The organism is Labrenzia sp. VG12, assembly GCF_002237595.1.
GTDB lineage: Bacteria > Pseudomonadota > Alphaproteobacteria > Rhizobiales > Stappiaceae > Roseibium.
Window position 1 is genome coordinate 5,072,476 of record NZ_CP022529.1, and the last position, 13,577, is coordinate 5,086,052.

The 13,577-nt window shown below is 59.1% G+C and carries 13 protein-coding genes; 6 read left to right on the plus strand and 7 right to left on the minus strand.

Annotation, left to right across the window (positions count from 1 at the left end; translation table 11 throughout):
- Nucleotides 1-52: 52 nt before the first annotated feature.
- The 3 genes from CHH27_RS23450 to CHH27_RS23460 all read right to left on the minus strand — a co-directional run bounded on the left by CHH27_RS23450 (nt 53) and on the right by CHH27_RS23460 (nt 4,292).
- The gene (locus CHH27_RS23450) at nt 53-904 is read right to left on the minus strand and encodes an O-antigen ligase (RefSeq protein WP_157739071.1); all 852 of its coding nucleotides are present in this window, start codon (nt 902-904) and stop codon (nt 53-55) included.
- A 494-nt stretch (nt 905-1,398) separates the two neighbouring features.
- Nucleotides 1,399-2,469 (minus strand): glycoside hydrolase family 5 protein, encoded by a 1,071-nt coding sequence (locus CHH27_RS23455; RefSeq protein ID WP_157739072.1) that lies wholly within the window; start codon nt 2,467-2,469, stop codon nt 1,399-1,401.
- Nucleotides 2,470-2,765: 296 nt separating this feature from the next.
- Nucleotides 2,766-4,292, minus strand: a complete 1,527-nt coding sequence (locus CHH27_RS23460) for a glycosyltransferase family 4 protein (RefSeq protein ID WP_094073744.1) — start codon at nt 4,290-4,292, stop codon at nt 2,766-2,768.
- On the opposite strand from CHH27_RS23460, the gene CHH27_RS23465 reads away from it, so the two are divergent.
- Nucleotides 4,225-5,376, plus strand: coding sequence for a glycosyltransferase family 4 protein (locus CHH27_RS23465; RefSeq protein WP_094073745.1), 1,152 nt, complete (start codon nt 4,225-4,227; stop codon nt 5,374-5,376). The two genes, CHH27_RS23460 and CHH27_RS23465, sit on opposite strands and share 68 nt — an antisense overlap.
- A gap of 339 nt (nt 5,377-5,715) precedes the next feature.
- Nucleotides 5,716-6,432: a WecB/TagA/CpsF family glycosyltransferase gene (locus CHH27_RS23470; protein ID WP_208988347.1), complete on the plus strand. Its 717-nt coding sequence runs from the start codon at nt 5,716-5,718 to the stop codon at nt 6,430-6,432.
- Here the strand turns inward: CHH27_RS23470 and CHH27_RS23475 are convergent.
- Nucleotides 6,429-7,187, minus strand: a complete 759-nt coding sequence (locus CHH27_RS23475; protein ID WP_198338280.1) for a cobalt-precorrin-6A reductase — start codon at nt 7,185-7,187, stop codon at nt 6,429-6,431. The two genes, CHH27_RS23470 and CHH27_RS23475, sit on opposite strands and share 4 nt — an antisense overlap.
- Nucleotides 7,177-8,277, minus strand: coding sequence for a cobalt-precorrin-5B (C(1))-methyltransferase (locus tag CHH27_RS23480; RefSeq protein ID WP_094073748.1), 1,101 nt, complete (start codon nt 8,275-8,277; stop codon nt 7,177-7,179). The genes CHH27_RS23475 and CHH27_RS23480 overlap by 11 nt, the downstream gene beginning before the upstream one ends.
- A gap of 131 nt (nt 8,278-8,408) precedes the next feature.
- On the opposite strand from CHH27_RS23480, the gene cobA reads away from it, so the two are divergent.
- The 3 genes from cobA to CHH27_RS23500 all read left to right on the plus strand — a co-directional run bounded on the left by cobA (nt 8,409) and on the right by CHH27_RS23500 (nt 11,467).
- Nucleotides 8,409-9,275 (plus strand): uroporphyrinogen-III C-methyltransferase, encoded by an 867-nt coding sequence (gene cobA / locus CHH27_RS23485; RefSeq protein ID WP_094073749.1) that lies wholly within the window; start codon nt 8,409-8,411, stop codon nt 9,273-9,275.
- Nucleotides 9,265-10,587 carry a cobyrinate a,c-diamide synthase gene (locus CHH27_RS23490; protein WP_094073750.1) on the plus strand — a complete coding sequence of 441 codons (1,323 nt, stop codon included), beginning with the start codon at nt 9,265-9,267 and terminating at the stop codon, nt 10,585-10,587. Before cobA ends, CHH27_RS23490 begins: the two co-directional genes overlap by 11 nt.
- A 550-nt stretch (nt 10,588-11,137) precedes the next feature.
- Nucleotides 11,138-11,467, plus strand: a complete 330-nt coding sequence (locus CHH27_RS23500) for a hypothetical protein (RefSeq protein WP_094073752.1) — start codon at nt 11,138-11,140, stop codon at nt 11,465-11,467.
- A gap of 94 nt (nt 11,468-11,561) precedes the next feature.
- Here CHH27_RS23500 and CHH27_RS23505 read toward each other — a convergent pair whose 3' ends face one another.
- Both CHH27_RS23505 and CHH27_RS23510 read right to left on the minus strand, forming a co-directional pair.
- Nucleotides 11,562-12,191 carry a class I SAM-dependent methyltransferase gene (locus CHH27_RS23505; protein ID WP_094073753.1) on the minus strand — a complete coding sequence of 210 codons (630 nt, stop codon included), beginning with the start codon at nt 12,189-12,191 and terminating at the stop codon, nt 11,562-11,564.
- Nucleotides 12,192-12,247: 56 nt separating this feature from the next.
- A complete protein-coding gene (locus CHH27_RS23510; protein WP_157739073.1) occupies nt 12,248-12,871 on the minus strand; it encodes a Crp/Fnr family transcriptional regulator in 624 nt (207 codons plus the stop codon).
- A gap of 83 nt (nt 12,872-12,954) precedes the next feature.
- Between CHH27_RS23510 and CHH27_RS23515 the strand changes: the two genes are divergently transcribed.
- Nucleotides 12,955-13,518: a hypothetical protein gene (locus tag CHH27_RS23515; RefSeq protein ID WP_208988348.1), complete on the plus strand. Its 564-nt coding sequence runs from the start codon at nt 12,955-12,957 to the stop codon at nt 13,516-13,518.
- Nucleotides 13,519-13,577 lie beyond the last annotated feature (59 nt).

Here is a 13,577-nt window from a genome sequence, read left to right on the forward strand (position 1 = left end):
CATTATTCAATTATGGTTATTGAACTGCTAATTCGCTACAAAATTGGCAATTTTATGCGGCTGTTCTGGAAAGCGATCGTGATAGGGCCCCGGGGACGCAGGCGATAATGAGAAAGACAAGCCAATTGAGCGAATAGCCTCGAAACCAGCTGCTCTCCAGCATGTTGTGACAGATCACAAACAGCATCAGCGAGTAGCACAAGAAAGCAAGTTGAGGGTTGAGGGGCACGGCCCGAGCGGTTGAAATCAGTGCCGCCAAAATCAGGGCGACCAGAAGTGCGAATCCGGCAAGGCCTGTTTCGACCATGACGTCGAGATATCCGTTATGCGCCTGAAGAAGAGACACCACAAAACCGGGCGCCTCCCGATAAACGATGGAATCCGTTCCGATTGCCCAGAAAGACGAATAGCCCTGCCCGAAAAAGGGGGCCCTGGAAATAACGTCCAGGATAAACGCCCAGATCACGGTTCGGCCGGTGTAGGTCTCGTCGTTGAAAAGCAGGATCGAGAGGTCTGTGAAGTCGAAACGCGTCACGGCGGAGAAAAAGAGCCAGGCCACGACCACGGTAATCGCGCTGAATATGAGTAGCAGTGCAGCATTTGCCCGAAAATAATATGCCAGGCCGACAACCGTGAAGGCGACAAAGGGCATCAGAAAAGAAAGGCCGATGGACGTTTTGGACTGGCTCAGGAGCAGCAGCGCGAAGGCCAGAAAGGATATGGCGGCCATGAAGGCGCGGCGCCAGCCGCGATGGGCAACGACGCCGTAAACGGTGAACAGGAACGCAAGCGCCATAACGGCGCCCAGCCCGTTCTTCTGGGCATAGAGACCGGCATGGCCCAAAGGCGTCGGAGGCAAAACGGCAACGGCCAGCGTGTTGCTGAGCACAATAACAACAATCAACTTCAAAAACCTGGACACCAGCAGTCGGGGGTCGTCTGTCAGAGAAACCGAGATAACAAGGCAAAGAACGATAATGCTTTGAAGAACAAACCGACGGAAGCCGATTGCCGGAACGGGAGACCAGGTCACACTGAGCAAGGCGAGCGTGAGGTAGCCGAGAAGGACCCAGACGACAGGATTTCTGAAAATGACCCCTATGTGCAGGAGACGTCGACCTGCAGAGATCATGGTTAGTGCGAAGATTCCGATCCAGAAAAGCTGATTGAATGTATTCGATTGTGAGGCAACGATGTTGTTGTCGGATCCGTCTCCAGACGAAAATTGCGCGATAAAAGGCGAGAACAGCATCGGATAGGCAAGCAGAAAAACAGGAATCCAGTTGAACAGGCCGAAAAACACGGAAGTGTTTCGTGTCCGGGCAGGCAATACAGGCTGTTCTATATGGCTGTTGTTCAAACTTGTTCCTCGAAGGTCCTGGCCTTTTTGGTCTTCGGTCAGCGCTGATCCGTCCGGGGTTTCAGGGCACGCGTGTTCAAACCAAGCGCGGCTGCCATTTGCTCGTCAATGGCGCGGGTCTCATTGTCCAACAACAATCCGAAACCTGCGAAATAGTCCCAGAGCGCCCATGCGAACCCGTTGGCTTCAGCGGTCACGCGCACATCCTTTAACCAAGCCAGCCGGCTTTCGTCTTCCGGGATGCCTTCGGGCGGGCGTATCGCACTGAATTCTCCGATCACGATACGCCGCGGGGCAATCCCATACTTTTCAGACCACGCTGTTATCCTGGAAAACCGCTCTTCAATATACCGCAGGTCGGGTTTCTTTCGATGGTAGTATGATCTGATCTCCTGACGCGCATCGTCGAAAGCACTTGCAGGAACGTCAACTCCCTCGCTTTTCAGGATTTCTATTCGCTTGCGCGTCAGTTGTTCCGTTCTCTCGATGCTGCCGTTTGCGGCCGGATAACTCAAGCCGGCTATGTATCGGGTCGGCACGCGCGACCACGGTATCGACTGGTGTGTGAAGCCGTGGGGATCATAAAAGTGGATATCATAGAGCGTCGCGTCATCGAAAACGCGCGGATCCAGCGTGTCCAGACCGCTTACCGATGACCAGCAGCCACCCGTCAGCACGATAGGCAAAGTCGGAGAGCTGTTGCGCACCGCGGTGTAGAGCTCAACCTGTTGCGTCGTCCAGTCGTCTTCGGCGCCTTTCCAGCACTCCGGTTGCGGCTCATTCATAAGCTCCAGGGCGATGTCTGCTGGCGGCAGGTCCCCAAGTCGTTGGGCTATTGTGACCAGCAAAGCCTCGTAAGCTGCAAAGGCGGTTTCGTTGTTTTTGCCGAGGATGTCTCGCGGACGCCAGTTCGACTGATAGTTTGCAGGATGCATATCGACCAGAACGGCGAGCTCGTGGTCCAGCAGCCTGACAACCACGTTTCTCAACGCGTCGATCAGAAGCCTTTGTTCGACGGGCGTGGCCGCAAGGAAAGGGCCAGCGTCAACCGGCAGCCGAACAAAGTCAAAGCCCAGTGCCGTCAGGCGCTCAAGTTCGAGGTCGGACATCTGAGACAAAGGTCCCTGGAATGGTGGCCAGAGGTAATGTCCGGGCCTGTCAAGGTCGCGCGCTGAGAAACTTTGCAAGCGCGAGAGATTCACGCCCCGCCTGAAGTGTGGCATCTCGACCGTGGCGCTCTGGGCGCTCTGGTCGCTCTGGGCGGTCGGTTGGTTCTGCGCCTTTGGTATTTGCGTGGGAAGAGCGGAGTGTGGCCGCGTCAAAAGCTGCGCGAGCAGAATGACGCAGAGAACAAGTGCAAGAATGCCTGTGGCAAATGTTGTCAGCCTGTAAGCGGGTTTCCAACTCATGGCGTTTGCGCCGCTTGGGTCGAATGTGCGTGGCTATCCAACAGGTCCGCCCGATATCTGTTCAGTATGTTGACTTGAGCAAACCGCTCGAACAAGATGCCCCGTGCGTTGCTGATGGCCTCGCGATAGGCCGTGTTGTTCCCGGATAGCTCGCCTAGCGCTTGCAGGATTTCGGAAGTCTTGCCCGGCGTTACGGCGACGCCAACCAGCAAGTCCTCAAGATATCCGTCAATGCCCGTGCCGCGTCCGTAAAGGATCGGAATACCGGCAAACAGCGCTTCGACATACACCATTCCGAAAGTCTCGTTGAAACTTGGAAGAACGAGGGCCAGGTAGGAGGGCAACCGGACGAAGAGCTCTTCACCGGACAGGCGCCCGATCAGCCTGACATTTTGCTCCAGGTCGAGATCCCGGACCTGTCTCGTGACGTCGTCGACGCTTTCCGGGCGTCCATGGCCGATTATATCAAGGCCGATATTCGGATGCGTCTTCTGAAACTCGGCATATGCGACCAGCACATCACGCAGACCTTTCCGCTTGCGAATGTCCAAATTGAGAACACAAACAAACCGCGGCTCTGCTGGGTGAGAAGCCGGTGGGGTCGTCGTGTTTGCGACGATGTTCGGCAAAAGCGTTTGTTTCGACGGCGAAATATCGAGATATCGGTTCATTGTCGGCCTGAACCAGGCCGAAACGTGATAGATGAGATCGGCGCGATCTGCGATGCGCTGCAACAACCGTCTGTAGGTTCGCTTGTAAAGAAGGACCTTCTGGTCGGCTTCGCCGCGCACCGATACCAGCATCCGCAGCTCATAGCCGCAATTGTCGACGAGCCAGAGCGCCGCAATGCCTTCAAAGGCGAACTTGTGGGCATGGACCGTGGATGGGCGAAGTTTCTCCGTTTCCAGAAAGCGCAGAACCCTTCGTGCGACAGCACGCATGCAGTGCGCCAGCAGCATGCCCATGGGCGGGGCGAAATACCGGTAAGCAATCAGCCGGACGCCGTTTTGCGTCCCGCAGTCAATGAATCTGACTTTGCGCGGGTCTGAGGTTCTGAAGAGCGAGACAACAAGATGGTCGGCTTCGGGGATGCCTTCAACAAGGCGTTTGACGGCGGTTGTCGTCGGGCCTCTATGCGGGCTCGGGTAGTCCGCGCTCAGGTGCAGGATAAGTGGCCGCTCAACGTTTTGGGGGACGCTGCGATCTGAGAATGAAGTCCGGTTTTCAATTCGGGTTCCAGCTCTTGAAGCTCGGTTGGGCAAGCAGGCGCGACGCCTGAACCTGTTTATACACCTCTTGCGCCTCGGTGTTATTGTTCCAGCGTCCCTGGCTCTGGTCCTCTTGATAGCTTGACGCCGTGAAGGATTTGTTACTGGTTTTGTGGTGCTTTTCCGTGCTCCGGACGAGCCTGTCGTCGCGCACCAGGGTTCGTCCATCCGACTATAACGAGGTTCTATGCACACGTCGCCGTTCCTTGCCCGGCAGGAGATCGTCCATGTCGTCCGCCAATATGCACCCGGCATTGGCGGCCTGGAGGAATTCGTCGCCAGTCTCGCTGCTCAGCAACGCGGCATGTTCGCGAAGGTCCGTGTTGTGACATGCGACCGGGTTTTTTCCGATCTCGAGACAAAGCTCGCGGCCCATGAGGTTATCGACGGCGTTGAAGTCGAACGCATACCGTTCCTTGGATCGACCAGATATCCGGTCATGCCCGGACTGTGGCGCGCTATCCGCTCTGCAGACATTGTACATGTGCACGGAATAGACTTTGCGTTTGATGCGCTCGCCGCGACAAGGATCCTGCACAAGAAGCCTTTGTTTGTCACAACACATGGCGGTTTCTTTCACACGCAAGCCTATGCGACGCTCAAGAAGATCTGGTTTCAGACACTGACGCGTGCGTCCGCGACCGGATATCGGGCTGTCGTTTGCTGCAGTGAAAGCGATCGGGAGACCTTCTCGAAAATTGCCGGCAAACGTGTGCGCCTGATTTTCAACGGCGTAGACATCGAAAAGTTCTCTGGCGCGGCGTCGAAAACCCTGAGCAGGCGGGCTGTCACAATTGGACGCTTTTCGAACAACAAGCGCCTTGACCTGCTCCTCGACATGTTCGCCAAACTGGCTGCGCAAGATCCGGAGTGGCGACTGGAGATCTTCGGGGTGCCGTTCGACATCACCGGCGAGGAGCTGGAGAGCATGGTCGCCGCGCGCAATCTGACGCAGGCAGTCAAGATCAGTGTCGGTCTGCCGGTCGACGAAATTCGTCAGGCCCTGGAACGGGCCAGCTTCTTTCTGAGTGCATCTGAGTATGAAGGCTTCGGACTGGCACTCATAGAGGCTATGAGCGCAGGGCTGATACCGCTGGTTCAACCGAATGAAGCCTACAGGGCCTTTGCAGAGGAACATGGCGATGTGGAACTATGCGATTTTTCGGACGCAGATGCAGTAGCCCGGAAGCTTCAGTCCCTGCATGCGCGCATGGACGAAAATCTTGCCGATAGTCAAATAGCGTTGATGGACGCGGTGCAAACCTATTCCTGGGCGCAAACGGCGAAAACCTATTCCGCGCTCTACGAGAGTTGCCTCTCGCGCGGCGACATTGCCTAGGTATTGGAACCTGGAAACAAAAACGTCTGCCCAATGCATTTGCGGCAAGGATGCTGGGAGCTGATACCCTGGCCTCCCTGTCGCATTCGGCAGTTCTGGAGAGGGGTTTCTTTGGCCGCCTCTGTGTGAAATTGCTGCCAGCTCACCTTTCCTTGAACAGGGAACAGACGTTAGCTCACATTTAGCAATTGTCATGGTCTACAAGGTAGGTTCCGAAATCACCAGTTTCTGGAAGAGGATCGGGCACAAGAGATTTTCGGGATCGGAATGCTGCAGACAGACAAGAACGTCAACTCGGGAAGACCGGCCAACAGCCAACTGATGTTGGGACCTTTTGCAATGGAGGGTCTCACCTCAGAGGAAGCTGTCGCACTGATTTGCGAAGCGGTCCAGCACCGGGGACCGCTCGACATTGCCATCTGCAATGCTCACACCGTTCTGACGGCTTTGGACAATCCCGACTATGCAGACACCTTGAAGAAGATGACGCTCCTGAATGACGGGATCGGTCTGAATCTGGCAAGCCGGTTTCTCAATGGACGCCCGTTTCCGGCAAACCTGAACGGTACTGATCTTCTTCCCTTTGTCCTGGCGCATATCGGTATTCCGTTGCGGATATATCTTCTTGGAGCCAGGGAAGATCAGGTGCGCGGCGCCAAGCAGCATATCGAATCGTGTTTCCCGGACCATCTGGTGGTCGGCTGCCGAAACGGGTTTTTCCAGGAGCAGGAGATCTCGGACATTTGCGCGGAGATCAATGCGGCCAGGCCGGATCTGCTGCTGGTGGCCATGGGAAATCCGCGTCAGGAATTCTTCATCACGCAAAACAGGGATCAGTTGACGGTACCGGTTGCGATCGGCGTCGGTGCTCTGTTTGATTTCATGTCTGGGGCGGTCGTCCGGGCACCCGGCTTTGTCCGCAAGGCCGGGCTGGAATGGCTGTTCCGCTTGCTGCAGGAACCGCGCCGGCTGTTTCATCGTTATGTGATCGGAATTCCGCGTTTCCTCTTCGCGGTGGCCAGGTTCAAATACGGCCGGTCCGAAAAAAGCGCCTAATCTGCAACCGGGCCTAAATGGCCCTTTACCAGCGCGATCATTTCGTCAACGGAGCCCGCCGTTTCGGCCTCGGGCAAATCCGGCCTGCTGATCATGAAGACGGGCAGCGACAGTCTGCGGGCGGCTGCGATCTTGGCAAAGGCACGGGTGCCGCCGCTGTTCTTGGTCACCAGATGCGTGATCCGGTGTGTTTCCATCAACGAGAGCTCTTCTTCAACCGCCTGTGGCGGGCGAGCCAGGATCAGCTGCCAATGAGGCGGCAATGGCTCGGAGGGCGGCTCGATCATGCGCGCCAGGCCGAAAAGGTCCGTGCGATGTGTGAAAAGTCCGATGTCCGTCCGCCCGACCGACAGGAATACCCTCGCCCCTGTTGGCAAGGCAGCCGCAGCCTCCTTGAGAGTACCAAACGACTGCCAGGTGTCGCCGGATTCCGCTGTCCAGCCGGGCCGGTCGAGGCGCAACAAGGTCGCCAGGGGGAGGTCGGCGGCTGCGGCTGCATTGCGGCTCATCTGTGCCGCAAAAGGATGTGTCGCATCCACGATGATCGTGACAGCCTCGGCTGCCAGATAGGCGCGCAAGCCGTCGACCCCGCCAAAGCCACCGACCCGGGTCGGTACGCCCAGGTCCGGCAGATCCGAGACTGCGCCGGCAAACGAGGCTGTCAGCCGGGTCTCGGGAAAGGTCTTGGAAAGCGCGCGCGCCAGCTGGCGTGCTTCATGGGTGCCGGCCAGAAGCAGGATATGGTCATGCGTCATCGTCAAATCCGCATTCGCCGATCACCTTGCCGGATCTGTCGGTGATCAGGACTTCAACAGCGATTGGCGCATCTCTCAGGATGTCGCGCACAGCGGCCTTCGCGCGCCGTGCCAGCGGCGTGCTCAGGTCGACACCGGCGGTGAGCGCGCGGTCGAGCACTTCCTTGGCCGTGTTGGCCTCAAGGGCATCCGCGACCTGATCGTCAGGCGCGCCGGTTTCCACCAGCAGATCCTGCAAATATCCGAAGTCGACGGAGCTTCGGGCAGAATGCAGATCAAGCGCCCCCTGGGCCAGCTTGGTGAACTTGGCAAATCCGCCGGACAGTGTGAGTTTCTCCACCGGATGACTGCGCAGATATTTCAGGAGCCCGCCCGCAAAGTCTCCCATGTCGAGAAAGGCGGTCTCGTCGAGTTCATAACGGTGCCTGACCGCGTCTTCCGAGGCGCTGCCGGTAGCGCCGACCACGTGGGTGAGACCGACGGCGCGCGCGACATCGATGCCCCGGTGGATGGAGGCGATCCAGGCCGCGCAGGAAAACGGGCGTACGATGCCCGTGGTGCCCAGAACGGACAAGCCGCCGACAATGCCGAGCCTGGGGTTCATGGTCTTCAGGGCAAGCTCTGCGCCACCGCCGATCGAAACCTCGATTTCCACATCGCCCGGTGCGCCATGCCGGGACGCGATTTCGGAAATGGCCGTTTCCATCATCTGGCGCGGCACCGGGTTGATCGCCGGTTCTCCCGGCGGGATCGGCAGGCCGGGTCTCGTGACCGTGCCGACGCCGTCTCCGGCCTTGAAACGCACACCGGACCCTTCCGGCAACAGCCGCACGGTGGACGTGACCAGCGCCCCGTGTGTGACATCCGGGTCGTCGCCGGCATCCTTGGTGATGGTTGCCTGCGCCCTGCCGTCTGACAGATCGTGCCGGGTCAGGGCAAAGGCGGCGGTTCCGCCGCGCGGCAGGGTGATGTCGACCGGGTCGGGAAACGTCCCGCTCAGAAGAGCCGAATAGGCGGCCTTGGCCGCCGCCGTCGCACAGGCGCCGGTCGTCCAGCCGCGTCGCAGTTCTTTTGGCTCATTCTTCGACATCAGGTTTCTATATCCGATGCATTTCCGCTTTTCTGCCCCTGGCAGCACCTGCGCGATAAAATGTCGTAATCCTTTTGTTTTTGATCGCGGTTTTGCTTGGCTGCCTTTGTTTGCGCAGGTAAACAGGACATATGACGGGCACTACAGAGAACAACAGTCTGCCGAAGGGGTTGCCGGTGTTTGAACCGGGCTGGGTATGGCTTGCAGGTGCGGGACCGGGCGATCCGGGCCTGTTGACGTTGCATGCGCTGAACGGCCTGCGCCAGGCGGACGCGGTTGTTTACGACGCCCTGGTCGACCAGAGCATTCTGGACTGGGTGAAACCGGGTGCCATAACGGACTATGCCGGAAAACGTGGCGGCAAGCCGAGCCCGAAGCAGCGCGACATCACGCTGAAACTGATCGATTATGCCCGCGCGGGCAAAAGGGTTCTGCGGTTGAAAGGCGGAGATCCGTTTGTCTTTGGCCGCGGTGGGGAAGAGGCACTCGGTCTGGTGGAAGCCGGCGTGCCCTTCCGGATCATTCCGGGCATCACTGCCGGGATCGGCGGTCTGGCCTATGCCGGCATTCCCGCAACGCACCGCGACTGCAACCAGGCGGTCACCTTCCTGACCGGCCATGACCAGACCGGCCTGACGCCGGACGCGGTCAATTGGGACGGGATCGCCAAGGGCTCTCCCGTGATCGTCATGTACATGGCGATGAAGCATCTTGAGACGATAGCCGGCAAACTGATAGCCGGTGGACGGTCTGTGGACGAGCCTGTGGGCATCGTGTGCAACGCTTCCTTAGCCGGGCAAGAGGTTCTGGAAACAACGCTCGGCCGGTGTTTCGCCGATGCCAGAGCTGCGAATATCGAGCCGCCGGCCATCGTCTGTGTCGGCGAGGTGGTGCGCCTGCGCAGCGGGCTGGACTGGCTTGGGGCGCTGTCGGGCAGGGTTCTGGAAAGCGATCCGCTGGGACTGCGGCAGGACCGCCGCTCGGTCGATGCCGGCTGATCCAACCGCGTTTACTCCCGGCGGTTTCCTGATTGCCGCGCCGTCGTCCGGTGCGGGCAAGACAACACTGACCCTGGCACTGCTTCGAGCCTTGAAGCACATGGGCCTCAGGGTCGCCTCGGGAAAATCCGGCCCCGATTACATCGATCCCCGCTTTCATGAAGCCGCAAGTGGCACCGCCAGCGTCAATCTGGATGCCTGGGCGATGACACCGGAAACACTCAGGTCCTTGGCGCGCGATCACGCGGCAGGGCAGGACCTGCTTCTGGTCGAGGGCGCCATGGGGCTTTTTGACGGGGCAGCGAATGGCAAGGGCTCGGCGGCCGATCTGGCTTCAATATTGGGCCTGCCGGTCGTCCTTGTGGTGGATTGTGGCAAGCAGGCCCAGTCCGTTGCCGCACTGGTTCAGGGCTTTCGGACCTTCCGGGACGATGTTTCTGTGGCCGGTGTCCTTTTGAACCGGGTCGGCAGCGCCCGGCATGAGGCCATGTTGCGGCAGGCCCTGGCGCCGCAGGACATCGAGGTGCTGGGCGCCCTGCCGCGTTCAAAGGACCTGGTCTTGCCAGAGCGCCATCTGGGGCTTGTTCAGGCCGGCGAACATCCGGATCTGGAGAGGTTTCTGGACGGAGCGGCCCGCCTTTGCCGCGATCATGTCGACCTGGCGCGCCTGCACAAGATGGCTGCAAGCCTTGGTCCGCAAGGAACCGGCAAGAAGCAACTGCCTGCCACGCTCGGGCAGAAGGTCGCCGTTGCCAGGGACACTGCCTTTGCCTTCTCCTATCCGCATCTTCTGGAAACCTGGCGGCAAGACGGGGCCGAGATCTCTTTCTTTTCTCCGCTTGCCGACGAGGCGCCAGCAGCGAATGCAGACGCGATTTATCTGCCGGGCGGCTATCCGGAACTTCATGCAGGGCGCCTCGCCCGGGCGGAGCGCTTCAAGGCCGGTCTGAAACGTGCGGCAGGGGCGGGGACGCTGATCTATGGCGAGTGCGGAGGTTACATGACGCTTGGCACCGGTCTTATCGATGCGGACGGACACCGGCACGAGATGCTCGGCCTGCTGCCGCTGGAGACCTCGTTCCAGGCCCGCAAGCGTCATCTCGGCTATCGGAAGCTTCGGCCGCTCACCGAACTGCCCTGGTCAGGCGCACTTTCGGCGCATGAGTTCCACTATGCCTCGATCGTCTCGGAAGGCGCGGCGGAGCGCCTGTTCGAGGCGGAAGACGCTGAAGGCAATCGGCTGGCCGATATGGGATTGCGCGCCGGGTCCGTCATGGGCTCCTATGCCCATGTGATTGCCAGGTCCGGTTAGCCGTCTGCAACTGAAGACCTTGTTGACGCCCCCGATATTGTCGACGGAACAGGGGCAAGTCGTCATCCGAACTGTCAAAAATACGAATGCCTTGTTGGATAGTCTCCAGAGGATGTTTAGTAAACATCAGTCTCGAAACGGCAGGTGAGCCCGGAAGCCAGTGAAACTATCTTTGAATGATCCTGTCTGGAGCAGACTGTATGGCCCCTATGGTGTCCGGAATGTTCCTGGCATTCTGGAAAGCCTGAAGACCCGCTGGGACGACGATCTGGCAAGAGAGTTGTTCTGGGAAGAACTCCACCATCAGGATGATGTCTATCCCGTCACATATGCGGCCTTGCCCTGGTTGTTGGACATCGTTCAGCGTTTGCCGAGCATGCCCAGGGAAGCCTTGTGCTTTTTTTCTCTGGTCCTGAGATGTGCGGTGGCGCCGCATGGCACAGGGTGCGACGGCAAGGGGCCAAGAGGAAAATACAGAGGTCTGGCGCTAGAGGTCTCCGACCACGCTCACTCCTGGGTGCCCGCGGGTCGGAGACTGACTGAAAACGACATGATCATCTTGAAGAAACTCGAGACCTGGTTCGATGAAGCAGCACCTTGCATTGCAGAGATCTGTCTGTCGGCCATCGGACCGGCTGACGACTGTGATAGCGTCGCACTGGCGGGAGGGGCAATCGCCCTGGACGGCGGTGAGAATGTAGCCTGGGCTGCGGAAATGTGGGCGGACGGTTTGGCGCTCCCGGACATCGTCGCGCAATCTGGAGCAACTTCAGGTGAAGCGGGGATTGCCCTGAAATTTGCAGATCGTCTGGACACTCAAAACCCAAACTTGTCCGGGTTCTTGAGGAAACTCGCTGATGAGTTGGAAACCGGTACTTGAGCCCTGGCAGCTCGGAAACTGATTTTTGGTTTCGAAATCCTGTCCGTCCTGCTCAACGGAGCCGATTGGAGTGACCCGGAACAAACTACGCGACCTAAACCACCTCCAGCACCACCAGCTGGCAGAAGATGTTTTCCTTGGTGTGGTAGGGGCTCTCGGTCACTGAAACCACGCGGGTCTTGCCCTCTTGTTCCAGCGTTTCGATCTTGTCCTTGAAGCCGTCCGCTTCCCAGGCAATGTCACGCACGGTCAGCACGATGGGCGCGCCCGGCTTGGCAACGCGGATGAGTTCGTCAATGCCGGCGGGGCCGACATGTCCGGCGGTGAAGACACCTGCACAGACGACGCCGTCATAGATATCGTCGTCGATCTCGAACAGCGGCCCGGCCATGTCGGCGAGGTTCAGCTTGCGGTAGGCGCCCTTGGACCGGGACTGCGCCAGCATCGCAGGGGTCAGATCGATGCCGTCGATCGTCAGGTCCCATTTGCGCTTGATGAGCTCAATGCCGACCAGACCGGTGCCGCAGCCGGCATCCAGGATCAGGGCCGTGTCGGAGACGTGCTGGACCAGGGCCTCAGCGGCGATTTCCGGCCCGACATAGCCCATGCTCAGAAGCAGATCCGTGTCGTAATGCTCCGACCAGTTCTCGTAGAATTCCCGGATCGCATCCGGGTCACCACCCAGCAGGGTTGCCTGTTTCAAGAGAGGGTTTTCGTCAGGCATGAAGGTCTCCGATTGCGGTGGTCCGGATGGCAGATTAGGCGAGCGGCTTGCAGCAATCAAACTTCTCGCCGCAATCGGAACCGGTTGTCCACCCGCTCGATCCGGCCAGACTTCGCCAGTGACGCAAGAGCACGGTAGATGGCCTCATGGGTGAGGCCGAGCGTTCGGCCGATATCCTTCCAGGCCAGTTCCGGGTCTCGCCACCCATCCTCGCTGGCCGGCAACAGCGACAAATAGGCAAGGACCCGGTCGTCGGCACGCTTGATGTTGCGCAGCTCGATCTGGGATCTGAGGTCCCGGATTGATCGGGAATAGATCTTCAGGATGGCCAGAGACACGTCTGGACGGGCCAGCGTCGCGAGCAGGGCCTGCTTGTCATAAACGGCACAGTCGACATCTGTCTCACAGATGGCGTCGCAATGATAGCGCTCGGCGAAGAGGGAGGCTTCGGCCAGCAACTCTCCGGAACTGGCACGCTGAACGACAACTTCCTGGCCGGTTTCGAGGGTGCGCACCATCGTAATCGAACCGCCCAGGACAAAATACAGGCGGGTGATGCGGTCACCGGTCCAGAAGAGATGCTCGCCCGAAGAGAGGGACAGGGGCTGCGCCTCCAGCCCGGCCTGTTTCAGAATGTCCGTGAAGGTCTCCATGGGCACCAGCTGTGGATCGAACCTCAAACATATGATCCGGATCATATGAGATAGCATCGAACTTTGCCACACTTGTCCTACAAAGCCCTATCGACCTGCGGGAAGCATGCATGGCGCCGATAATCCCACAAAAGGCTTTCGCCATAATTGGCATGTGCCTCTGTTTCCCGCACTTTTCTTACGCTCAGGGCGCCGCCCTCCTTCAACCCTATGCCGGGGAAGAAACCCGCCAGATCAAGTCCCTGTCCGAAAAGGATGTCGAGGATCTGCAGGCCGGTCGCGGCTGGGGGCTGGCCAAACCAGCCGAACTGAATGGATATCCGGGGCCCGCCCATGTGCTGGAAGCGGCCGAAGACCTTCAGCTGTCGCCGGAAACAAGGGCCCGGGTGGAGGCCATCTACGCTGACATGAACGCCGAAGCCCGCCGATTGGGCGCGCTCTACATCGAGGCAGAACTGCAGCTTGAAAATGCGTTCTCGGACAAGTCCGCCGAGCCTGAGGTCCTGAAGCGGTTGCTGGCCGATGCCGAAGCCTTGCGTGCCCAGCTGCGGCAGACACATCTTGAAGCGCATCTGGAAACCGCGCCACTGCTGACACGGCACCAGAAGATGCTTTATGCGAGGCTGCGCGGCTACGACACGGGAAACGGTCATGACCACGGCGGTCATCACTGATCGCAGCAACCGTCACGCGACCGGGACGGATATGCCCGCAGATGAAATGGTGCTGCCGA